Here is a 21,597-nt window from a genome sequence, read left to right as displayed (position 1 = left end):
CAAATGTTCCAACCCGAGGTTGCGGGGGCATGATGATGTCTCTGATGAAGACATTGAAGAAGATCCCCGCGCCCTGCGCGTGTGAGGAAACGGGCCGAGACAACAAGGAGATGGGCAACAATGACGACGACATTGATCACCGGCGGATGCGGCTTCATCGGGCGGCATGTGGCTGCCGAACTGATGCAGGCCGGTCACGACACCATACTCTATGATGCGCTGATCGAACAGGTCCACGGCGAAAATCCCGAACAATCGGCCGACCTGAAGCCGCTTCTGGACAAGGGTGCCCGGTTGGTCCGCGGCGACATGCGCGACGCCGACGCCCTGCGCCGGGCGCTGCAGGGCGCCGATGCAGTGATTCACCTGGCCGCCGAGGTAGGTGTCGGGCAGTCCATGTACGAGATCGCGCGCTATGTCGGTGCCAACGACCTGGGAACGGCCGTGCTGCTGGAAGCCATCGCCGAGCATCCGGTGAAGAAGATCGTCGTGGCATCGTCGATGAGCGTCTATGGCGAAGGCTACTATGCCACGCCGGAAGGCACGCTGCACGAAAACGTCCGCCGCCGGAACGCCGACCTCCGCGACGGCAACTGGGAGCCCGTGACCTCGGACGGCACCGCCCTGACGCCGATGCCGACGACGGAAAGCAAGCGGGTCGACCTCGCGTCCATCTATGCGCTGACCAAGTATCAGCAGGAACAGGCCGTGCTGATCTTCGGCGAAGCCTATGACATCCCCGCCACCGCGCTGCGCCTCTTCAATGTCTTCGGCGCGGGTCAGGCGCTGTCGAACCCCTATACCGGCGTTCTGGCGAACTTCGCCTCTCGCATCGCGGCGGGCCAGTCGCCCACCATCTTCGAGGACGGCGAACAGAAGCGCGACTTCGTCCATGTCCGCGACGTCGCCCGCGCCTTCCGCCTGGCGCTGGAAAGCGAGGCAGCCAACGGCCATGTCATCAACGTCGGCTCGGGCCACGCCTATTCCGTCTCGCGGGTGGCGCGCCTTCTGGCAGAGGCGATGGGGTCCGACCTGCAGCCCGAGATCCTGGGCAAGTTCCGCTCCGGCGACATCCGCAACTGTTTTGCCGACATCACCAAGGCGCAGAACCTGCTGGGCTTTTCCCCGCAGCACCGGCTGGAGGACAGCCTCGGTCCATTCGTCGAATGGGTCAGCCAGCAGCCCTCGGTCGACAACGGCAGCCGGATGCGCGCCCAGCTGGAGGAGCGGGGGCTGGTCACATGAGCGCCGATTACGGCTTTGTCGAATGGTTCAGGCCCGGCGAATACGACCGGGTCGAGGCGCTGCTGCCCGCGCTTGTCGCATCGGGCGCGCGCCACCTTCGCACCCATGTGAGCTGGGCCGAGTACCATTCCCCCGGCGGGCAGGAATGGTTCGACTGGCTGCTGCCGCGCCTGGCCCGCGACATCGAGTTGCTGCCCTGCGTGCATTACACCCCGCCATCCCTGTCGCGCACCGGGCGCAGTTCGGGCGCGCCCAAGGTGCTCAAGGACTATGCGGACTTCATCGACATGCTGCTGACCCGTCACGGCCAGCACTTCACCCATGTCGAACTGTGGAACGAGCCCAACAACCTGCTGGACTGGGACTGGCGCGAGGACCCGGACTTCGACCTCTTCTGCGAGATGGTCGGCGGCGCGGCCCATTGGGTGCAGCATCGCGGCTGGAAGGCGGTGCTGGGCGGACCCGCGCCCTTCGATCCCTACTGGCTGAACCTGATGGGCGAACGCGGCGTTCTTGGCGTCGTCGACGTGGTGGGCTTCCACGGTTTTCCCGGCACCTGGGACAGCGAGGCCGCGTCCTGGCGCGGCTGGGACATGCATCTGGGCGAGATGCGCCGCATCATGGATCTGCACAACCCCGACGCCCGGATCTGGATCACCGAAACCGGCTATTCCACCTGGCGCCGGGACGAGATCGAGCAGGCCCGCCGCTTCGTCCAATCGCTGCAGACGCCCGCCGACCGAGTCTACTGGTATGCGTGGGCGGACCTTCCCGCCGATGTCGCCGTGCAGGAAGGCCTGTGGTTCGACCCGCGCCATTACCACATGGGCGCGGCCACCGCCGACGGGCAGCTGAAACTGCTGGGCCGCCTGCTGACCGAAGGTGGCGTCGGCCGCCTGCAGGAGCTGACCCAGCTGGCCAGCCCCACCGTCGCGCGCACTCGGGACAGCGTGCTGATCACCGGCGGCGCGGGCTTCATCGGGGCGAACCTGGCCGATGCGCTGATGCGCGACGGCCAGCAGGTGACTGTGCTGGACAATCTCAGCCGGCCGGGGGTCGAACGGAACCTGCGCTGGCTGGCCGACCGGCATGGCGACCGACTGCGTGCGGTGCCTGCCGACCTGCGCGACCAGCCCTCGCTCGGCGGAATCGTGGACGGGGCAAGCGCGGTCTTCCACCTGGCAGCGCAGACCGCCGTGACGACCAGCCTTGCCTCGCCCCTGGAGGATTTCGAGGTGAACGCCCGCGGCACCCTCAACCTGCTCGAAGCCGTGCGCGCGACGGGGCGTCAGGTGCCGGTGATCTTCGCGTCGACCAACAAGGTTTATGGCGCGCTGTCCGACCTGACCGTCACCGACAGCGGCGACCGCTGCGGACCCCTGGACAACAGCATGGCGGCGCATGGCGTGGCCGAGGACCGTCCGCTAGATTTCTGCACGCCCTATGGCTGCTCCAAGGGCGTCGCCGACCAATATGTGCTGGATTACGCCAAAAGCTATGGCATCCCCGCCGCCGTCCTGAGGATGAGCTGCATCTATGGCCCGCGCCAGTTCGGGACCGAGGATCAGGGTTGGGTCGCGCATTTTCTGATCCGTGCGCTGGAAGGTCGGCCGATCACCGTCTTCGGCACCGGTCGTCAGGTGCGCGACGTGCTGCATGTCAGCGACGCGGTTGCGGCCTATCGCACGCTACTGGACCGGATCGACAGCCTGTCGGGCCACGCCTTCAACCTGGGCGGCGGGCCGTCGAATGCCGTCAGCTTGCGCGAAGTCCTGTCCGAGATCGCGATGATCACCGGTGAGGTGGCCGACGTCAGCTTCGAGGACTGGCGGCAGGGCGACCAGCCTTGGTTCGTCGCCGACACCCGCGCGCTGCAGGCGGCAACGGGCTGGAAGCCGCGCGTCGACTGGCGTGACGGATTGGCGGACCTGGCCCAGTGGCTGGCGCATGACCGCGGCCTGCCGCTCCGCCGCGAAAGGCGGTCGGCATGAAGGTCCTGATGACACTCGATGCGGTCGGCGGCGTTTGGCAGCACGCGCTGGACTTGGCTGCCGGGCTGCACGCCCGCGACGTGCGGGTCGTGCTGGCGGGGCTGGGGCCACGCCCCGACGCGGCGCAGCTGGCGCAGGCGCGGGACATTGGCCCGGTCGAATGGGGCGAGGCGCCGCTGGACTGGCTGGCCGCCCACCCCGAGGATCTGGCCCCCGTCGCCCGGTGGCTTGACGGGCTGGTGGCCAAACATGAACCGAACCTGCTGCACCTGAACCTGCCCACGCAGGCGGTCGGGCTGACCTCTGGCCTGCCGGTGCTGGCCATGTCGCATTCCTGCCTAGCCACATGGTTCGCAGCCGTCAGGGGCAGCGACGTGCCGCCCGACATGGCCTGGCAGCGGGACATGACGGCGCGCGGCCTTGCGCATGCCGACATCGTAGTTGCCCCCAGCCGGTCGCATGCCGATGCTCTGGTACGCTGCTATGGCCCACTGCCGGGGCTGACGGTCGTCCACAATTCCAGCCGCGCCGCACCCGTCGCGGGGCCGCGCCAGGATCTGGTCGTTGCCGCTGGTCGCTGGTGGGACGACGGCAAGAACGGGGCGACCCTGGACGTGGCGGCGGCGTCGACCCGCTGGCCGGTGACCATGATCGGCGCCACGGACGGCCCGAACGGTGCCAGCATCGCCCTGACACATGCGCACCAAGCCGGTACGATGCCGCATGCAAGGACGCTGGCCGCCATCGGCCGGGCCGGAATATTCTGCGCACCGTCGCTTTACGAACCGTTCGGCCTTGCCGTGCTGGAGGCCGCGCGCGCGGCCACGCCGCTGGTGCTGGCCGAAATCCCGATCTTTCGCGAACTCTGGGACGGGGCCGCCGTCTTCTTTCCGCCGACCGATGCGCCTGCGCTGTCCGCGTCGCTGAACCGGCTGACAGTCGATCCGCAACGGCGGGCGGATCTGGGCCGCGCCGCCCGCGCCCGCGCCGACTGGCTGACGCCCGACGCGCAGGTGGACGCGATGCGCCGCCTCTATTGCCGGCTGGCCGATGCCGCCGCCCCAGCCATTGCCACAGGATGAACCCAATGCGCTTTTTATTCTATACCCACTCTCTTGTGTCCGACTGGAACCACGGCAACGCCCATTTCCTGCGCGGCGTGATGCGCGCCCTGAACGCGCGCGGCCACCAGACGCTGGCGCTGGAACCGGAAAACGGCTGGAGCCGCCAGAACCTGCTTGCCGACCGGGGTGAGGCCGCGCTGGCAGAGTTCTCCGCCGTCTTCCCCGACCTCGACTGGCAGACCTATGGCCCGGACCACGATCACGACCCGTCGCTGCAGGATGCCGACGTGGTCGTCGTCCACGAATGGACCGACCCGGCGCTGATCGCCCGCATCGGCGCGCACAGGCGCCAGGGCGGTCGCTATCAACTGCTGTTTCACGACACGCACCACCGCGCCGTCAGCGCGAACGAGGAAATCGCCGGCATGGACCTGAACGGCTATGATGCCGTGCTGGCCTTCGGCGAGGCGCTGCGCGAACGCTATCTGGCCGCGGGCTGGGGGCGGCAGGTGTTCACCTGGCACGAGGCCGCCGACACGACGCTCTTCCGTCCCATCCCCCAGATCCTGCCGCAGTCGGACCTGATCTGGGTCGGCAACTGGGGCGACAACGAACGCAGCGCCGAGCTTGAGCAGTTCCTGATCGGCCCCGCCGAGGACCTGCACCTGTCGACCACCGTCCACGGCGTGCGGTATCCCGATCACGCGCTGGACCGGCTGGCGCAGGCCGGGATCGACTATCGCGGCTGGCTGCCCAACGCGCTGGTGCCGCAGGCCTTCGCGCGCCACCGCGTCACCGTGCATGTCCCGCGCCGCCCGTATGTCACCGCCTTGCCGGGCATCCCGACCATTCGGCCATTCGAGGCGCTGGCCTGCGGACTGCCGCTGATCAGCGCCCCTTGGAACGATGCCGAGGGGCTGTTCCGCCCCGGCGACATGCGCTTTGCCCGTGACGGGATCGAGATGCGGCACCACCTGCGCGAACTGCTGAACGACCCGGCCGCCGCCGATGAACAGGCGCGCCAGGGCCTGCAGACGATCCTGGACCGCCACACCTGCGACCACCGCGTCCAACAGTTGCTGTCGATCCTGGACAGCCTGGATGCCCCCCAACCGCAGGAGGCCGTGGCATGACCCGCGTTGCATTCTATGGCTCCAGCCTGCTTTCCAGCTATTGGAACGGTGCGGCGACCTATTACCGGGGCATCGTCAAGGCGATGAGCCGCCACGGCTTTGACGTGACCTTTCACGAGCCCGACGCCTATGACCGCCAGTCCCATCGCGACATCGAGGTGCCGGACTGGGTGCGCGTCAACGTCTGGCCCGCCACCCCCGAAGGTCTGCGCGACGCCGCGGCGCAGGCGGCGAATGCCGACATCGTCGTCAAGGCGTCCGGGGTGGGCTATGCCGACGACGAAATCCTGACGCAGGTCATGGCCGCCGCCCGTCCCGGCGCGCTGCGCATCTTCTGGGATGTCGATGCGCCGGCCACGCTGGCGGCGATGCAGCAGGACCCGGGCGATGCGCTGCGCCGGATGCTGCCGGACCTGGACGTGGTGCTGACCTATGGCGGCGGCGACCCGGTGGTGCGCGCCTATCGCGACCTTGGCGCCCGCGACTGCGTGCCGATATACAACGCGCTGGACCCGGACACGCACCACCCCGCCCCGCCGCAGGACCGTTTCCGGGCCGACTTGGGGTTCCTGGCGAACCGCCTGCCGGACCGCGAGGCCCGCGTGGCCGAATTCTTCCTGCGCCCCGCCGCGATGCTGCCGCAGCGCCGGTTCCTTTTGGGCGGCTCGGGCTGGAACCAGGGCGATCTGCCCGGGAACGTGAACGCCATCGGCCATGTCGGGACGGCGGATCACAACGCCTTCAACACCACGCCCCGCGCCGTCCTGAACGTGGCGCGCGACAGCATGGCCGCCACCGGCTTTTCTCCCGCCACCCGCGTGTTCGAGGCCGCAGGTGCCGGCGGCTGCCTGATCACCGACGCCTGGGAAGGGATCGAGCTGTTCCTCACCCCCGACAAGGAGGTCCTCGTGGCCCGCGACGGTCAGGACGTGGCCGATGCGCTGGCCGACCTGACGCCGGAACGCAGCCAGGCGATCGGCCAGGCCGCGCTGAAGCGGGTGCTGGCCGAGCACACCTATGACCGCCGCGCCATCCAGCTGCGCGATCTGCTGCACCGGATGCGCCCCGAAATCCTGACCGAGGAGGCCCAATGACCCCGCAAGACGAGATCATCATCTTCGGCCTGTCGCTCAGCTCGTCCTGGGGCAACGGCCATGCCACCACCTTCCGCGCCCTGCTGCGCGGGCTGAAGGCCCAGGGCCGCCGCGTGCTGTTTCTGGAACGCCGCCAGCCCTGGTACCTGGAGAACCAGGACCTGCCCGACCCCGACTTCTGCGAGCTGGAATTCTATGACGACATCGGCGCCGTGCTGGACCGTCATCGCGGCCGGCTGGAAAAGGCGGGGGCCGTCATCGTCGGATCCTATGTCCCGGACGGCCGGCAACTGATCGACGCGCTGCACAGCTTGCCGCTGCAGCAGCTGTGCTTCTACGACATCGACACGCCGGTGACGATGGGGATGCTCGAACGCGGAGAGGAACAGCACCTGGCCCGCCGCCAGGTGCCGTGGTTCGACTGCTACCTCTCCTTTTCGGGCGGGCGAGTGCTCGACCGGCTGCACGACCAGTTCGGTGCCCGGAACCCGGTGGCGCTCTATTGCTCTGTCGACGAAGCGGCCTATCAGCCGATGGATGTGTCGAAACGGTGGGACCTTGGCTATCTGGGCACCTACAGCCCGGACCGCCAGCCGGGGCTGGAGGCGCTGCTGATCGAGCCTGCCCGCCGCCTGCCGCAGATGCGCTTTGTCGTGGCCGGATCGATGTTCCCGCCCGACATCGACTGGCCCGCGAATGTCGAACGGATCGACCACCTGCCCCCCGCGCGCCATGCCGAATTCTACAACGCGCAGCGGTTCACGCTGAACATCACCCGGGACGCGATGCGCAGGCTGGGCTGGTCGCCCTCGGTCCGGCTGTTTGAGGCTGCGGCCTGCGGCACGCCCATCATCTCGGACCGCTGGCCGGGGCTGACGGACCTGCTGCCCGACGGCCGCGCCGTCGTGCTGGCCGATACCGCCGATGACGTGGTGGCGGCGCTGACGGGCGCGGCGGACCCCGGCGCCATGGCGCGCACGGCCCGCGACATCATCCTGACCGACCATACCGGCCGGGCCCGTGCGCGCGACCTGATCGCCGCGCTGGACCGCCAGACCGCTGCCACCGCCTGAAAGGAGCCATGAGCATGCAGAAGATGACCTCGTTTCAGCCGACCACCCTGGTCGCCGGCGGTGCCGGCTTCATCGGATCGCACCTGTGCGAAACGCTTCTTCATCGCGGCCACAAGGTGATCTGCGTCGACAGCTTCCTGTCCGGTCGACGCGAGAACGTCCTGCCGCTGACCAATCACCCGGCCTTCACCCTGATCGAGGCCGACGTGACCGATCCGCTTGGGGTGCCGGGCCCGGTGGACGAGGTTTACAACCTTGCCTGCGCGGCATCGCCCCCGCAATACCAAGCCGATCCCACGCACACGATGATGACCAACGTGCTGGGCACCGGCCACCTGCTGGAACTGGCGCATATCAAGGGGGCGCGGTTCCTGCAGGCCTCGACCAGCGAGGTTTATGGCGACCCCGAGGCACATCCCCAGTCCGAGGACTACTGGGGCAACGTCAACTGCACCGGCCCCCGAGCCTGCTATGACGAGGGCAAGCGCGCGGCTGAGACGATGTGTTTCGACCATGTCCGGTCCGGACGGGTCGACGCGCGGGTCGCGCGGATCTTCAACACCTATGGCCCGCAGATGCGTCCTGACGACGGGCGGATCGTGTCGAACCTGATCTGCCAGGCGCTGCAGGACCAGCCGATGACGATCTATGGCGACGGCACGCAGACGCGGTCGTTCTGCTATGTCTCGGACCTGGTCGAGGGGCTGATCGCGCTGATGGAGGTGCCCGTCGCCCCCGACGGCGCGGTGAATTTGGGCAACCCCGGCGAATTCTCGATCCTCGAACTGGTCGGGATCATCCGCGAACTGGTCCCCGGCACCGCGCGTCCCGTCTTCAGCCCCCTGCCGACGGACGACCCCCGGCGTCGCCGACCCGACATCACCCGCGCGGGGCAGCTGCTGCGATGGCAGCCCCGCATCCCGTTGCACGAGGGGCTGCGCCGCACGATCCCGTGGTTCGCCGCGCATCTGGCCGCTGTTCCGCCCGTCACCGCCGCACCCCTGGCAGAGGAGGCGCGTCCATGAGTTCCCGCAACACCCTGTCTGCACGCATCCGCGACCTCGGCCCATGGTTTCACAACCTGCGGATCGAGGGCATGCAGACCGCGCCCGACCATCCCCTTGGCGACTATCCGCGGTTCAAGTGGCAAGGGTTCCGCCATGTCATCCCCGAGGATCTGAGCGGCAAGACGGTCCTCGACATCGGTTGCAACGCGGGCTTCTATGCCATCGAGATGGCGCAGCGCGGTGCCAAGGTGACGGCCATCGACGCCGACCCGCACTATCTGGCGCAGGCCCGTTTCGCCGCCGAGGCGAAGGGCGTCGACATCGACCTGCGGCAGATGGACGTCTACGAGGTCGCCAAGCTGGGCCGCCGTTTCGACCTGGTGATCTTCATGGGCGTCCTCTACCACCTGCGCCACCCGCTTCTGGCGCTGGACCTGATCTACAAGCATGTCGCGGGCGACATGATGCTGTTCCAGTGCATGCAGCGGGGCTCGATGAACCTGCCAGAGGTGGCAGAGGATTATCCCTTTCAGGAGTGGGACATCTTCAACGATCACGCCTGGCCGCGCCTGAACTTCATCGAGCATCGCTATGCCGGCGATCCCACGAACTGGTTCATCCCGAACCGCGCGGGCATGGAGGCGATGCTGCGCAGCGCCGGCTTCGTCATCGACGACCAGCCCGAACCCGAGGTTTATCTGTGCCATTGCGGCGACGATCCTGGCCACCCCCTGCCATAGGACGCGCCCATGCAGCACCGCCGCACGATCCGGGCCGCCGCGACGCTTGGCTTCGCGCTCAGCGGGTTCTTCGACGGCATCCTGCTGCACCAGATCCTTCAATGGCATCACCTGCTGAGCCTGGTCCCCGGCATCGACGACATCCGCCAGCAGGTCCTGTGGGACGGTTGGTTCCACGCCGCGATGTACGGGATCGCGCTTGTGGGGCTGATCGGCCTTTGGCGCGCCCGGCGCGATAGCGGGCTGACACCGCTGCGCGTGGGCGGTGCGATGCTGGTGGGCTTCGGCGCCTGGCACGCGGTGGATGCAATTCTGTCGCACTGGTTGCTGGGCATCCACCGGATCAAGCTGGACAGCGCCTATCCGCTTCTGTGGGACCTGGGCTGGCTGGCGGCCTTCGGCATCCTGCCACTGATGGCGGGCCTGCATCTGCTGGGCCGCGCCCGGTCGGGTCCCGGCGGCGGCCGCACGCTCGTCGCCCTTCTGGCGCTGATCAGTATCGGCGCCGGAGTCTGGGCCCTGCGACCACCGCCCGGACTGCCGTCGACCGTCGTCGTCTTCGCGCGCAGCGTCTCGCCCGAGCAGATGATAGCCCAACTGGCCGGCGCAGGCGCAACGATCCTCTGGGCAGAGCCAGCCGCGCGCGTCGCGATCGTGGACCTGCCATGGGGTGCGGGCTTCGGGCTCTACGCGCAGGGCGCGCTTGCGGTCGGAGGAGCAGGCCTGCCGGCGGGCTGCTTTGCATGGTCCAAACCGAACCGTCACGCTGGCGCCTGAGGTGCAGGTCAGCGGTGGCTATCGCTGGTGCAGCCGCGTGCCTTCTAGGCAGAGCGCGCGGTTGTTCGGCTTCGGACGACGCACGTGATCCGGCGGCTTCGGGAGCCTTGCTGCGGATGAGGACGACGCCGGGCGATCTGGTCGGTCACGATCGGCGACGCATCAGGCGGATGAAGGGCATCCGATTCGCTGAACACCCGCCGGGAAGGACTCCAGGCCCGAGGGCGATGGTGCCAACGAAGAACTGCGCCGCAGCGACGAACACACAACATTTGACGCACGAGGGAGGACGTCGCGGAAGTCGCCCCGAGAACGGCGACAGGCGACAGGCGACAGGCGACAGGCGACAGGCGACAGGCGACAGGCGACAGTGCTTGCTCAACCTGCCCGATGTCCAGCAAGTTCTCGTCTTATCCGACGGGGCTTCAATGGCACCTGCAGAAAGCGGATGCGGTCGATGCCTCGGCACTGGCTTCTGGAGATGGTATCGACGCGCAAGAGCATCTTGGGCGCAGGCTACACGTCGCCTCCTCCTGACTGCTGACAGAGAAAGGCCCCGCGCATTGCGGGGCCTTTCAGGTGCAGAATTCGCGCGTTTCAGACGCTGGTGCTGCGGTTGGTGCTTTGCGACGTCGCCTTGTCGCCGTCATTGCGGTTGTTCGAGGACATCTCCTCGGCCGCCGCGTTCTTCACGTCCGAGACCGAAGACTTCGCCTCTTCCATGCCCGCATTCACGGCGCGCTGGATCTTGGTCTTCTCCTCCTCGTAGATGGCCTCGGCCTCTTCGAACAGGTGCTCGCTGTAGCTGCCGAACAGCTCTTCCTCGCGGCGGGTGCGGGGCAGCAGCGTGGCCAGACCCGCGCCGACCAGGAAGGCTGCGGCGCCGAAGATCAGCGGTTCGGCCTCATAGCCTTCGGACACGGTCCGCGAGCTGTCGTTGAATCGGCGGCCGGCAGCGTCGCGGGCGCGGATGGCGCGGTGGCGTGCGTCCTGAACGCGGCGGCGCGCTTCCTCGCTGAAGCCCTCGGTGCCTTCGCTCAACCGGTCGCGCATCTGGCGCGCCCGGTCCTTCATGTGGTCGGTCATGCTGCTCTCCTGATGAACTGTATCGTGCAGGCGGCTGCGTGCACGGCTGATGGTGCGGCGGGCCCAGCTGGGCTCGGACCGGTGGGCGGCGCCCGAGGACGTGGCCATGCCCGAGGACGTCGTCATGCCCGACGACGTTCCCGCGCCTGAGGACGTCGTCATTCCCGAGGACGTGGCGACCCCCGACGGCGAGGCAGACATCCCCGACGGCGCCAGGCCCGGGCTGTCCGCATGCGGGCCCGATGTCGTGGCGCGACCATAGCTGGACGGCGACACGAAGGACTGACCTTCGGCATGGCCGGTGTCCGTCGAAACGGGGCCGCGATAGCGCGGACGGGACGGCTGGTGACGGCTGTGCATCGCGCGATGCGTCGGGTCATAGCCGCGCCCGAAGATCATCCAGGCCAGGCCCACGCCGGTCAGCGCAAGCGCCACCGGGTTCGACCGCGCGGCGTCGCTTGCCGCGTTGGCCCACTCGGACCCGTGTTCGCGGACCTGCGCGCTGACCCGGCGGGAAAGACCATCCCAGGACAGCTCGTCCTGAAGCTCGTTCAGGGTGTCGCGCAGGGCGTTGCGGTCACGCTCGATCTCCCGCTCGATCTGCTCGGGGCTTTCCGAGTCATTTGTCATGATAGGCCTCCTTGATCGCGTGGGCGTCGCGCTGGACGCTGTCCACCGTGCGGGTGGGCATCAGCGAGCGCAGCTTGAGGTCGTTCAGCCCCTTCTTCAGCAGGATGAAGGCAAGGATCGCCAAAACGACGCCAACGATGACGGCGCTCCAGATCGGGCCGAGGGAGGTCTCGGCCAGTGCCGCGACCAGGGCGGCCACCAGGACGTTCAGCGTCACCAGCGCGATGACACCAGCCACGGCGATGAAGCCGATGCCGTGCCCGGCGCGGCTGATGTTCTCGCTCACCTCGGCCTTCGCCAGCGCGATCTCCTTGCGGACGAGGTCGCTGGAAAGGCGCATGACGTCGGAGACCAGCGATGCGGGTCCTTCGCTGCGCGGAGGCGTGTCCGTGCGGTCGAAATCAGACATTGCGGTCCCCCCCGTATCCCGGCTTGGTCGAGCCCGGGCCGGTACCGAGCGGGCTGCTGCCCGATCCCTCGCCAGCCGTGCTGCCGGTGGTTCCGGCCGCACCGCCGGGGTGGCCGGTCTTCGACCCCGCTCCGGATGTCGAGGAGGTTCCGGTGTTAGACCCGGTGCCGGAGGTCGAGCCCGTGCCGGACGTCGAACCCGATCCGGTTGACGAACCCGTGCCCGAGGACGAACCCATGCCCGAGGGGGAACCCGTGCCGGAGGTCGAGCCCGTGCCGGACGGGGTGCGCGTGCCGCTGCTCGAGCCGGAACCCGCGCCCAAGCCTGCGCCGCTCCCGGCGGTGCCCGCCGTGGCCGCGGCGCCCGGACGGCTGACGCCCCCACCCATCGGGCTGCTGCCCGTGGTCCCGGACGGGGATCCGGTCAAGCCGCTGCCCGCAGTTCCGGACGAATATCCGGTGGAGCCGCTGGCGCCGTAGACGGACGATCCGCCCGAATAGCTGTCGCGCCCGAAGTGACGCCCGGGCTTGCCGGCCAGCAGGAAGCGCGCCGCCGCAAAGCCCGCGATGGCGGACACGCCAAGGAAGGTTCCCGGACGTTCCCGTGCGAATTCGCGGACGCTGTCGATGACATTGGCGGATTCGAGGCTGTCGGCGAAGCCTTCGGCATTCTCGGCGGCATAGTCGAACATGCGCGCAAAGGGCGAATCCTCGCCGACCTCGGACTTGGCCGACCGGAAGGCCGAGGCAAGATTGTCGACGCGATCAGCGAAGTTTCCGCGCATGTCCTCGCTGCGACGCGAGACCTCGTCCTTGACGCCCTCGGCAAGGCGATTGACCTGCGACCCGGCTTGGTCCTTGAGGTCTTTCACGGTCGAGGAGGTTTGGTTGGCTCTGGCCGTGTCAGATGTGTAGTCGGCACTCATGTCGGTCCTCCTGAGGTGTTCAGGTTGCATGGGCATCGGGCGGTGCGGACCGTTCGACGCCGTGGAACATCTCAACCAAGTCGGGCCGTTGTTGTTCCCGGCAGGAGACAAACGCCCACAGACGATCACGCGCGCATTTTCTGCGGGGTCGTGCGAAAATCGCTGTATACAAGGCGCCGCGAATGACCTTCGATGGCCGCGCAGCTTGAAAGACGACAAAGCAGGGAAAAACGATGATGAAGACCAAAGCCATTCTGTGCGGCGCGCTGAGCATCGCCGCCTTGACGGCAGGCGCAGGTGCGGCGCTGGCCGACGATGCCGCCTGCCGCGCGATCCGCATGTCGGACCCGAACTGGACCGACATCAACGCCACCAACGGCGTGGCCAGCGTGGTGCTGGAAGCCTTGGGCTACGTCCCCGAGGTCAGCTTCCTGTCGGTTCCCATCGGCTATGAATCGATGAAGAACGGTGAAATCGACGTCTTCCTGGGCAACTGGATGCCCGCGCAGACCGCCTTCATCGAGGATCTGGAAGCCGCCGACGCCGCCGAGGTGCTGAACACCAACCTGACCGGCGCCAAGTTCACGCTGGCGGTTCCGACCTACATGGCCGACCAGGGCATCACCAGCTTTGCGGACCTGGACGCCAATGCCGAGGCGTTCGACAGCAAGATCTATGGGATCGAGCCGGGCGCGCCCGCGAACCAGAACATCGCCCGGATGATCGCCGCCGACGACTTCGGCCTGGGCGACTGGGAGCTGGTCGAGTCGGGCGAACAGGCGATGCTGGCGCAGGTTTCCCGGATGGAGCGGTCCGAGGACGGCATCGTCTTCCTGGCCTGGGCGCCCCATCCGATGAACACGAACCATGACATCACCTACCTGGCGGGCGGCGACGAATATTTCGGGCCCGACTTCGGTGGGGCCGAGGTCCGCACGCTGGCCCGCACCGGCTGGTCCGAGGCTTGCCCGAACGCGGCCAGGCTGCTCACCAACATGACCTTCGACATCGAGATGGAAAACGCCCTGATGGGCGAGATCCTTGACGGTGCCGACGCCAAGGCCGCCGCAAAGGAATGGCTGGCTGCCAACCCCGACGCGCTGACCCCGTGGCTCGACGGCGTCACCACGCTGGAGGGTGAGCCCGCAGAACCCGCCGTGCGCGCAGCACTCGGGTTGTAAGGCCGCCGGAATGAGCCGACCGAATATCCTGATCCTCATGGTCGACCAGTTGAACGGGACGCTGTTCCCGGACGGGCCGGCCCCCTTTCTTCACGCGCCGAACCTGCGGGCGCTGGCGGACCGCTCGGTCCGCTTCGCCAACAGCTATACGGCCAGCCCGCTTTGCGCCCCGGCCCGCGCCAGCTTCATGTCCGGGCTTCTGCCAAGCCGCACGCGCGTCTATGACAACGCGGCCGAGTTCGCATCCGACATCCCGACCTATGCGCATCACCTGCGCCGGGCGGGGTATCACACCGCGCTGTCGGGCAAGATGCACTTCGTCGGTCCCGACCAGATGCACGGGTTCGAAGAGCGGCTGACCACCGACATCTACCCCGCAGATTTCGGCTGGACGCCCGACTATACCAGGCCGGGCGAGCGGATCGACTGGTGGTACCACAACCTGGGCTCGGTCACCGGGGCTGGCGTGGCCGAGATCACCAACCAGCTGGAATACGACGACGACGTGGCGCACCAGGCCACGCAGAAGCTTTATGACCTGTCGCGGCGGCTGGACGACCGGCCCTGGTGCCTGACCGTCAGCTTCACGCATCCCCACGACCCCTATGTCGCGCGCCGGCGGTTCTGGGACATGTATGACGATTGTCCGGCGCTGGACCCCGCGGTCCCGCCCCTGCCCTTCGAGGACCTGGACCCTCATTCGCAGCGCCTGCTGGAGGCCTGTGACCACAACGCCTTCGACATCACGCCCGAAGACGTCCGCCGTGCCCGTCAGGGGTACTTTGCCAGCATCTCCTATGTCGACGAGAAGATCGGAGAGATCCTGGACGTGCTGAAGCGCGGCCGGATGGAGGAGGACACGATCATCCTCTTTGTCAGCGACCACGGCGACATGCTGGGCGACCGAGGGCTGTGGTTCAAGATGAGCTTCTTCGAAGGCTCGGCCCGCGTGCCGCTGATGATTGCCGCGCCCGGCTGGCAGTCCGGGCTGGTGACTCACCCGGTCTCGACCATGGACGTGGTGCCGACGCTGGCGGGGCTTGCCGGGCTGGACATCGCACCGCTGGCGGCCTGGACCGAGGGCGAGGACCTGGCCCCGCTGGCCACGGGAATCGGCGGTCGTGGCCCGGTAACGATGGAATACGCCGCAGAGGGGTCGATCACGCCGCTGGTCGCGCTGCGGGACGGCCAGTGGAAGCTGGTCCTCTGCAAGGCCGACCCGCCGATGCTGTTCGACCTGGGCGCCGACCCCGACGAGCTGGTGAACCTGGCGGCCGATCCCGACCATGCCGACACGCTGGCCCGGCTGACTGGTCTGGCCGCTGACCGCTGGAACCTGTCGGACTTCGACACCGCCGTTCGCGAAAGCCAGGCACGGCGTTGGATCGTCTACGAGGCGTTGCGGAACGGGGCCTACTATCCATGGGACCATCAGCCGCTGCAGAAGGCGTCCGAGCGTTACATGCGCAACCACATGGACCTGAACGTGCTGGAGGAGAACAAGCGCTTCCCCAGGGGCGAATGAAAAGGTGCCCGGCCAAGCAGGCCGGGCACAATGCTTAGATGTCGAAGTTGCTGGGCAGCACGATCATGTCGCGGATCGTGACGTTGCGCGGGCGCGTCAGCATGAACATCAGCGCGTCCGAGACCTCGGTCGGCTCGATCAGGGCGCCGGCGTCCTTCATGCGCTGCAGGCGCTCGGGTTCCCAGTCCGACAGCAGGGCCGAAATGACCGGACCAGGCGAGACCTGGCCCACGCGGATGCCGTGGCCCATCAGCTGGCGGCGCATGGTCTGCACGAAGCACGTCACCGCCCATTTCGACGCCGAATAGACCGGCTCGACATGGATGGGCGCGTGCCCTGCGATGGAACAGGTGACCAGGATGTCGCCGGTCTTGCGTTGGGTCATGTGCGGCGCGACGGCATGGACGTTCTTCATGACCGCGTTGACGTTCAGGTTCAGCATCCGGTCGATGGCGGCCGGGTCGGTGTCGACCAGGTCGCCACCAATATAGCTGCCGGCGTTGCAGATCATGATGTCGATGTGGTCGACCTTTTGCAGGATCTCGGGCACCATCGCGTTGCAGCTGTCCGCGTCCAGAAGGTCGGTCACCTGCGCGATGGCGCGCTGGCCCAGTTCGGCGGTCAGCTGGTCCAGCGCGTCCTTGTTGCGGTCCACCAGGACCACGGTGGCCCCGGCATCCAGCAGCGCACGCGTCGTGGCCAAGCCGATCCCCGAGGCCGCCCCGGTGATCGCGGCGATCTTGCCGTCGAGTTCGATGGACATGTCAGTCTCCTTCAGCTTGCGGGAGGGCCCGCGAATGATGTGGCGTTCAGACGGCCAGGAAGCCGCCGTCCAGCGGCAGCACGGCACCGGTAACCATCGCTGCATCGTCCGACAGCAGCGCTGCGATGCTGCGGGCGACGTCCTCGGCCTCGGCGAATCGGCCCATCGGGTGGCGCGACATCATCGGGGCGGACTTGGCCGGGTCGCTCCAGGCGGCCGCCGCCAATTCGGTCATGGTGACGGTGGGGGCGATGGCGGTGACGCGGATGCCGTGGGGGCCAAGTTCCTTGGCCATGACGCGGGTCGCACCCTCCAGCCCGGCCTTGGACGCCGCATAGCAGACGTGGTCGGGAAAGCCGCGATGGCCGGCGATGCTGGTCACGTTGACGATGGCCCCGCCGCCGCCGACGGCGATGCGGGCGCGGGCGAATTCCTGCGCGCAGACCAGCGCCGTCCGCAGGTTGATGTTCATGACGGCGTCATAGCCGTCGTCGGTCATGTCCAGCAGGCTTTCCAGCACGTTCGTGCCGGCGCAGTTGACCAGGAAGTCGCAAGTCCCCGCCTGCGCCATCGCGTCCCGCGCGCCCGCGGCGCTGGAGAGGTCCGCCGCGACCCCAACAGCGCCGGTCTCTCGGCCAAGGCTGTCGAGGTCCCCCTGCGTGCGGCTGATCGCGAGGACCTTCGCCCCCCGCGCCGCCAGCAGCTGGGCCGTGGCCCGGCCGATGCCCTTGCCCGCGCCGGTGATGATGACGGATTTTCCTTCGAATTGCATCTGATGCCTCATGATGTGGACAGGTCGGGGTCAGCCGGCAAGCGCGGCATCGGTCGCGGCGCGGATGTCGCGGGCGGTCGCCTGCAGCGCCAGGAAGGCGCTGAAGCGCGCAACATGCAGCGCCCGCACCCCTTGGTCGGGGTGGTAGGTCACCTGCACAGCCGACATGGCTGGCATCGCCGTCGCAAGGTCGGGGAACGCGCCTGCCGCCACCGCGCCGAGCATTGCCGATCCCAGCAGCACAGGTTCCTCGCTGGCGGTGGCGTCGACGGGCAGGTCGGTGGCGTCGGCCAGGATCTGGCGGATCAGCCGATGGCGTCCGGCGCCGCCGCTGATGGCGATGCGTTCGACACCCGCGCCATGCGCCCGCTGCGTCTGGACAATCTGGCGCAGGCCATAGCTCAACCCGCAGATTCCCGCGACATAGAGGTCGACCAGCGAATCGACGTTCGTATCCGCCCCAACCCCGGCGACGACCGCGCGGGCATGGGGATCGGCAAAGGGTGCGCGGTTGCCCAGAAACTCGGGCACGACATGCAGATGCGCGGCAAGCCTGGCCGCCTGAGACGCGCTGCCTGCACGCGCCAGCGCCGCGTCGGCCAGCCATTCGGGCAGCGACTTGCCCTCGGCCTGCGCGGCGGCCAACGCGTGCGCGTGGGCCGGGTGCATGGACACAAGGTGATCGATGGCCGCGCCGGCGACGGATTGCCCGCCCTCGTTCAGCCAGGCGCCGGGCACCATGGCCGAGAAATAGGGCCCCCAGACGCCCGGCACGAAGGCCGGTTCCCGCGTCGTCGTCATCGTGCAGGACGAGGTGCCGAAGACATAGCCAAGGGACGCCGTCGGATCCTCGGCCCCACCGCGCGCGCAGACGGTGCCGACGCCACCCGCATGGGCATCGATCAGGCCGGCTGCCACCGCGATGCCCGGGCGCAGGCCCATCGCCTCCGCTGCCTCGGCCGTCAGGCCCTTGGCAAGTGGTGTCCCGGGTTCGACCACCTCGGTGCCGATACGGGTGAAGCCCTCGTCCGCCAGTTCGGCCAGGCCGATGCTGCGGAAGTAGTCGGCGTCCCACCGCGCCTCATGCGCCAGATAGGTCCACTTGCAGGTCACTGTGCAGGTGGACCGCGCCTCGCTGCCGGACGCCTTCCAGGTCAGGAAGTCCGTCAGGTCGAAGAAGTGCCGCGCCGCCCCAAAGACCTCGGGCCGGTTCTCCTTCAGCCACAACAGCTTCGGCGTCTCCATTTCCGGAGAGATGCGCCCGCCGACATAGCGCAGGACGTCATGCCCGCCGGCGTTGATCCGGGCGGCCTGTTCAACCGCGCGGTGGTCCATCCAGACGATGATGTCGCGTTCAGGATGCGCGGCATCGCCGACCCCCAGCGGCCCGTCGCCGCGCACGACCAGCGAGCAGGTGGCGTCGAAGCCGATGCCTTCGATGCTGGCCGCGTCGACGCGCGACCGCTGGACGGCCTCGCGCACGGACTGGCAGACGGCGGTCCAGACCTGTTCGCTGCTCTGTTCGGCGATGTCGCCGGACGGGCGGTGCAGGTCGATGTCGCGCTTGGCGCTGGCCAGCATCGCGCCGGCGGCGTCGAAGACCCCCGCCCGCGCCGACCCGGTGCCGACGTCGATGCCGACGAAGTGCCGCGACATCAGCGCCATTCCCGGCCGATATAGATCGCCAGCAGGATGATCAGGCCCTTGATGACGTCCTGCATGTAGGGGTTGATGCCGACAAGGTTCAGGCCGTTGTTCAGGATGCCCAGCAGCACCGCGCCGATCAGCGTGCCCAGGATCAGACCGCGCCCGCCGGCGATGGCGGTGCCGCCCAGGACGACGGCGGCGATGGCGTCAAGCTCGAAGCCCACGCCGGCATTGGGCTGACCGCTCATCAGGCGGCCGGTCAGCACGACCGAGGCCAGCGCCGCCGTCACGCCGGAAATGGCGAAGACCGCCAGCTTGACCGACCGCGTGCGGACGCCCGACAGGCGGGCGGCGGTTTCATTGCCGCCGATGGCATAGACGTGGCGGCCGAAGGGGGTGCGCTGCAGCACCACCCACGCCACGGCATAGATGACCAGCATGATGATGACCGGCACCGGGATGATCCCGACGCGCCCGACGCCGAACCACGATACCCAGCCCGGCAGACCGCTGATCGGATAGCCGCCCGAATAGATCAGCCCCAGGCCGCGCGCGATGCCCATCGTCGCCAGCGTCACGATGATCGAGGGCATCTTGCCCCAGGCCACCATGAACCCGTTGAAGAGGCCAAGCCCCAGGCCGACCAGCAACGCGGTCAGAAGCCCGATCCCTCCGGGCAGGCCCATGTTGACCATGATGCCTGCGGCCATCGTGCCCGCCAGCGCCATGACGGCGCCCACCGACAGGTCGATCCCGCCGGTCAGGATGACGAAGGTCATCCCCACTGCCAGGATGCCCACCACCGACACCTGGCGCAGCACGTTCAGGATGTTGTCGACGGTGAAGAAGTTGTCGCTGGCAAAGCCCATCAGGACCGATACGACGATCAGCCCGACCAGCGGCAGGGCCAGCGGCGAATGGAGCAGCCAGTCGAGGGCGGCCCTGCGGCCCCTGCCCGCCGACGCGGCGTCTAGGTTGGCGTCATGCGACATGTTGAACCCTCCCGGTGGTTGCGTGGGTCATGATTTCTTCCGAATTGATGGCGCTGCCCTGAACCGTCGCGACGATGCCGCCCGAACGGAAGACGCAGACGCGGTCGGACATGCCGATGACTTCCGGCAGTTCCGAGGAAATCATGATGATGGCATAGCCGCGCGCGGTGAAGTCGCGCATCAGCTGATAGATCTCGGCCTTGGCGCCGACGTCGATGCCGCGCGTCGGTTCGTCGAAGATCAGGATCTGCATGTCGTGGTTCAGCCAGCGGGCGATCACGACCTTCTGCTGGTTGCCGCCCGACAGCGTGTCGACCCGCGCCCGCGGTCCCTGCGCCTTGACGCGGACCTGCGACATGGCGTCCTCGGTGCAGGCCAGTTCCTTCTTGAAGTCGATGAACCAGTGGCCCTGGCGGTACTTTCCATAGTTGTTCAGCGACACGTTCTGCAGGATCGAGAATTCGGTCACCAGCCCCTGCTCCTTGCGGCTTTCGGGCAGCAGGCCGATGCCGTGGGCCAGCCCGTCGGCCGGGTCGCGCAGGCGCTTTTCGACGCCGTCCACGCGGACCTTGCAGCGAGCCGCCGGATAGGCGCCCAGGATCGACAGCACGGTTTCCGTGCGTCCCGATCCGACCAGTCCGGCGAAACCCAGGATCTCGCCCGCGCGCAGCTGGAACGACGACACGGGCCCCCCGCGGCGCAGCTGCACCTCCTCGACCTCCAGCACGACGTTCGCGCCGGGGTCGGCGGCGGGCTTCGGGGGAAAGCTGTTCTCGATGCGGCGGCCGACCATCATCTCGACCAGCTGGTCGATGTCGGTCTCGGCCACGGTGCAACTGCCAACCTGTTCGCCGTCGCGCAGGACTGTGATGCGGTCGCAGATCTCGAATATCTCTTCCAGGTGGTGAGAGATGAAGACGATGGCCACGCCTGCCGCGCGGAGTTCCCGCATGACCTTGAACAGGTGCTCGACCTCGACCGGAGTCAGGGTGGCGGTGGGTTCGTCCAGGACAAGGATGCGGGCGTCCAGCGACAGGGCCTTCGCGATTTCCACGAACTGCTGTTCGGCGACCGAAAGGCGCGCGACGGGCACGTCCAGCGGTAGGTCGACCTCCAGCTTGCGCAGGATCGCGGCGGCGCGTTGCCGCATCGCCTTGCGGTCCAGAAGGCCAAGCGAAGTCTTCATCTCGCGCGCGAGGAACATGTTCTCGACGGCGTTCAGATAGGGGATCAGGCTGAATTCCTGAAAGACGATGCCGATGCCGGCGGCAATCGCCTCGTCGTAGTTGGCGAAGTGGCGTTCGCTGCCGTCGACGATGATGGTGCCGCTGCTGGGCTGGATGATGCCCGACACGATCTTCATCAGCGTGGATTTGCCTGCGCCGTTCTCACCCAAAAGCGCGTGCACCTCGCCCGCGTTCACCTGCAGGTCGACGCCGTGCAGGACCTCGATCCGCCCGAAGCTCTTGCGGATATCCTTCATTTCAAGCATGTCGCCCCCCTGCCGGTCGGTGATGCCGCGCCCGGTGGGGGCGCGGCGGGT

General features: G+C 67.9%; 20 protein-coding genes. 12 read left to right on the top strand and 8 right to left on the bottom strand.

Going from position 1 to position 21,597, the window contains the following annotated elements:
- The first annotated feature begins 120 nt into the window (after positions 1-120).
- The 10 genes from OC159_RS03480 to OC159_RS03435 all read left to right on the top strand — a co-directional run bounded on the left by OC159_RS03480 (position 121) and on the right by OC159_RS03435 (position 10,661).
- Positions 121-1,245 (top strand): NAD-dependent epimerase/dehydratase family protein, encoded by a 1,125-nt coding sequence (locus OC159_RS03480; protein ID WP_265499761.1) that lies wholly within the window; start codon positions 121-123, stop codon positions 1,243-1,245.
- Positions 1,242-3,236 carry an NAD-dependent epimerase/dehydratase family protein gene (locus tag OC159_RS03475; RefSeq protein WP_265499760.1) on the top strand — a complete coding sequence of 665 codons (1,995 nt, stop codon included), beginning with the start codon at positions 1,242-1,244 and terminating at the stop codon, positions 3,234-3,236. The genes OC159_RS03480 and OC159_RS03475 overlap by 4 nt, the downstream gene beginning before the upstream one ends.
- Positions 3,233-4,318, top strand: coding sequence for a glycosyltransferase family 4 protein (locus OC159_RS03470; RefSeq protein ID WP_265499759.1), 1,086 nt, complete (start codon positions 3,233-3,235; stop codon positions 4,316-4,318). The genes OC159_RS03475 and OC159_RS03470 overlap by 4 nt, the downstream gene beginning before the upstream one ends.
- A 5-nt stretch (positions 4,319-4,323) precedes the next feature.
- Positions 4,324-5,433, top strand: coding sequence for a CgeB family protein (locus OC159_RS03465; RefSeq protein WP_265499758.1), 1,110 nt, complete (start codon positions 4,324-4,326; stop codon positions 5,431-5,433).
- Positions 5,430-6,527, top strand: coding sequence for a CgeB family protein (locus OC159_RS03460; RefSeq protein ID WP_265499757.1), 1,098 nt, complete (start codon positions 5,430-5,432; stop codon positions 6,525-6,527). Before OC159_RS03465 ends, OC159_RS03460 begins: the two co-directional genes overlap by 4 nt.
- Complete coding sequence (locus tag OC159_RS03455) at positions 6,524-7,600, top strand: CgeB family protein (protein WP_265499756.1); 1,077 nt, start codon at positions 6,524-6,526, stop codon at positions 7,598-7,600. The genes OC159_RS03460 and OC159_RS03455 overlap by 4 nt, the downstream gene beginning before the upstream one ends.
- A gap of 14 nt (positions 7,601-7,614) precedes the next feature.
- Complete coding sequence (locus tag OC159_RS03450) at positions 7,615-8,625, top strand: UDP-glucuronic acid decarboxylase family protein (RefSeq protein WP_265499842.1); 1,011 nt, start codon at positions 7,615-7,617, stop codon at positions 8,623-8,625.
- Positions 8,622-9,347, top strand: coding sequence for a TIGR04290 family methyltransferase (locus tag OC159_RS03445; protein ID WP_265499755.1), 726 nt, complete (start codon positions 8,622-8,624; stop codon positions 9,345-9,347). Before OC159_RS03450 ends, OC159_RS03445 begins: the two co-directional genes overlap by 4 nt.
- 9 nt (positions 9,348-9,356) lie before the next feature.
- Positions 9,357-10,124 carry a DUF2243 domain-containing protein gene (locus OC159_RS03440; RefSeq protein WP_265499754.1) on the top strand — a complete coding sequence of 256 codons (768 nt, stop codon included), beginning with the start codon at positions 9,357-9,359 and terminating at the stop codon, positions 10,122-10,124.
- Positions 10,125-10,514: 390 nt separating this feature from the next.
- The gene (locus OC159_RS03435) at positions 10,515-10,661 is read left to right on the top strand and encodes a hypothetical protein (protein ID WP_265499753.1); all 147 of its coding nucleotides are present in this window, start codon (positions 10,515-10,517) and stop codon (positions 10,659-10,661) included.
- Positions 10,662-10,721: 60 nt separating this feature from the next.
- On the opposite strand, the gene OC159_RS03430 is transcribed toward OC159_RS03435, so the two are convergent.
- From OC159_RS03430 to OC159_RS03420, 3 genes are read right to left on the bottom strand one after another with little or no spacing between them, the layout of a single operon-like run.
- Positions 10,722-11,840, bottom strand: a complete 1,119-nt coding sequence (locus OC159_RS03430; protein WP_265499752.1) for a DUF3618 domain-containing protein — start codon at positions 11,838-11,840, stop codon at positions 10,722-10,724.
- Complete coding sequence (locus OC159_RS03425; protein ID WP_265499751.1) at positions 11,830-12,249, bottom strand: phage holin family protein; 420 nt, start codon at positions 12,247-12,249, stop codon at positions 11,830-11,832. The genes OC159_RS03430 and OC159_RS03425 overlap by 11 nt, the downstream gene beginning before the upstream one ends.
- On the bottom strand, positions 12,242-13,120 hold the full coding sequence (locus OC159_RS03420; RefSeq protein WP_265499750.1) for a hypothetical protein: 879 nt from the start codon (positions 13,118-13,120) through the stop codon (positions 12,242-12,244). Before OC159_RS03420 ends, OC159_RS03425 begins: the two co-directional genes overlap by 8 nt.
- 287 nt (positions 13,121-13,407) lie before the next feature.
- Here OC159_RS03420 and choX point away from each other — a divergent pair, with 287 nt between their 5' ends.
- Positions 13,408-14,355, top strand: a complete 948-nt coding sequence (choX, locus tag OC159_RS03415) for a choline ABC transporter substrate-binding protein (RefSeq protein ID WP_322626706.1) — start codon at positions 13,408-13,410, stop codon at positions 14,353-14,355.
- Between the two features lie 10 nt (positions 14,356-14,365).
- Positions 14,366-15,880, top strand: coding sequence for a choline-sulfatase (gene betC, locus OC159_RS03410; protein ID WP_265499749.1), 1,515 nt, complete (start codon positions 14,366-14,368; stop codon positions 15,878-15,880).
- Positions 15,881-15,914: 34 nt separating this feature from the next.
- Here betC and OC159_RS03405 read toward each other — a convergent pair whose 3' ends face one another.
- From OC159_RS03405 to OC159_RS03385, 5 genes are read right to left on the bottom strand one after another with little or no spacing between them, the layout of a single operon-like run.
- Positions 15,915-16,643: an SDR family oxidoreductase gene (locus OC159_RS03405; protein ID WP_265499748.1), complete on the bottom strand. Its 729-nt coding sequence runs from the start codon at positions 16,641-16,643 to the stop codon at positions 15,915-15,917.
- 46 nt (positions 16,644-16,689) lie between these two features.
- Complete coding sequence (locus OC159_RS03400; RefSeq protein WP_322626707.1) at positions 16,690-17,415, bottom strand: SDR family oxidoreductase; 726 nt, start codon at positions 17,413-17,415, stop codon at positions 16,690-16,692.
- Positions 17,416-17,445: 30 nt separating this feature from the next.
- Positions 17,446-19,071 (bottom strand): FGGY-family carbohydrate kinase, encoded by a 1,626-nt coding sequence (locus OC159_RS03395; RefSeq protein WP_265499840.1) that lies wholly within the window; start codon positions 19,069-19,071, stop codon positions 17,446-17,448.
- Entirely contained in the window at positions 19,071-20,054 is a 984-nt protein-coding gene (locus OC159_RS03390; protein WP_265499746.1) for an ABC transporter permease, read from the bottom strand. Before OC159_RS03390 ends, OC159_RS03395 begins: the two co-directional genes overlap by 1 nt.
- Positions 20,044-21,546 (bottom strand): sugar ABC transporter ATP-binding protein, encoded by a 1,503-nt coding sequence (locus tag OC159_RS03385; RefSeq protein ID WP_265499745.1) that lies wholly within the window; start codon positions 21,544-21,546, stop codon positions 20,044-20,046. The genes OC159_RS03390 and OC159_RS03385 overlap by 11 nt, the downstream gene beginning before the upstream one ends.
- Positions 21,547-21,597: the final 51 nt, after the last annotated feature.

This window comes from Paracoccus beibuensis, assembly GCF_026162625.1.
Classification (GTDB): Bacteria; Pseudomonadota; Alphaproteobacteria; order Rhodobacterales; family Rhodobacteraceae; genus Paracoccus; species Paracoccus beibuensis.
This window is presented reverse-complemented; position numbering and strand designations above follow the sequence as displayed.

Bases quoted from the DNA above. Each gene is read 5' to 3' on its own strand.
- OC159_RS03445 (WP_265499755.1), top strand. From the start codon at position 8,622: ATGAGTTCCCGCAACACCCTGTCTGCACGCATCCGCGACCTCGGCCCA.
- choX (WP_322626706.1), top strand. From the start codon at position 13,408: ATGATGAAGACCAAAGCCATTCTGTGCGGCGCGCTGAGCATCGCCGCC.
- OC159_RS03465 (WP_265499758.1), top strand. From the start codon at position 4,324: ATGCGCTTTTTATTCTATACCCACTCTCTTGTGTCCGACTGGAACCAC.
- OC159_RS03395 (WP_265499840.1), bottom strand. From the start codon at position 19,071: ATGTCGCGGCACTTCGTCGGCATCGACGTCGGCACCGGGTCGGCGCGG.
- OC159_RS03400 (WP_322626707.1), bottom strand. From the start codon at position 17,415: ATGCAATTCGAAGGAAAATCCGTCATCATCACCGGCGCGGGCAAGGGC.
- OC159_RS03460 (WP_265499757.1), top strand. From the start codon at position 5,430: ATGACCCGCGTTGCATTCTATGGCTCCAGCCTGCTTTCCAGCTATTGG.
- OC159_RS03405 (WP_265499748.1), bottom strand. From the start codon at position 16,643: ATGTCCATCGAACTCGACGGCAAGATCGCCGCGATCACCGGGGCGGCC.
- OC159_RS03435 (WP_265499753.1), top strand. From the start codon at position 10,515: ATGTCCAGCAAGTTCTCGTCTTATCCGACGGGGCTTCAATGGCACCTG.
- OC159_RS03385 (WP_265499745.1), bottom strand. From the start codon at position 21,546: ATGCTTGAAATGAAGGATATCCGCAAGAGCTTCGGGCGGATCGAGGTC.
- OC159_RS03455 (WP_265499756.1), top strand. From the start codon at position 6,524: ATGACCCCGCAAGACGAGATCATCATCTTCGGCCTGTCGCTCAGCTCG.
- betC (WP_265499749.1), top strand. From the start codon at position 14,366: ATGAGCCGACCGAATATCCTGATCCTCATGGTCGACCAGTTGAACGGG.
- OC159_RS03450 (WP_265499842.1), top strand. From the start codon at position 7,615: ATGCAGAAGATGACCTCGTTTCAGCCGACCACCCTGGTCGCCGGCGGT.
- OC159_RS03430 (WP_265499752.1), bottom strand. From the start codon at position 11,840: ATGACAAATGACTCGGAAAGCCCCGAGCAGATCGAGCGGGAGATCGAG.
- OC159_RS03425 (WP_265499751.1), bottom strand. From the start codon at position 12,249: ATGTCTGATTTCGACCGCACGGACACGCCTCCGCGCAGCGAAGGACCC.
- OC159_RS03480 (WP_265499761.1), top strand. From the start codon at position 121: ATGACGACGACATTGATCACCGGCGGATGCGGCTTCATCGGGCGGCAT.
- OC159_RS03440 (WP_265499754.1), top strand. From the start codon at position 9,357: ATGCAGCACCGCCGCACGATCCGGGCCGCCGCGACGCTTGGCTTCGCG.
- OC159_RS03475 (WP_265499760.1), top strand. From the start codon at position 1,242: ATGAGCGCCGATTACGGCTTTGTCGAATGGTTCAGGCCCGGCGAATAC.
- OC159_RS03470 (WP_265499759.1), top strand. From the start codon at position 3,233: ATGAAGGTCCTGATGACACTCGATGCGGTCGGCGGCGTTTGGCAGCAC.
- OC159_RS03390 (WP_265499746.1), bottom strand. From the start codon at position 20,054: ATGTCGCATGACGCCAACCTAGACGCCGCGTCGGCGGGCAGGGGCCGC.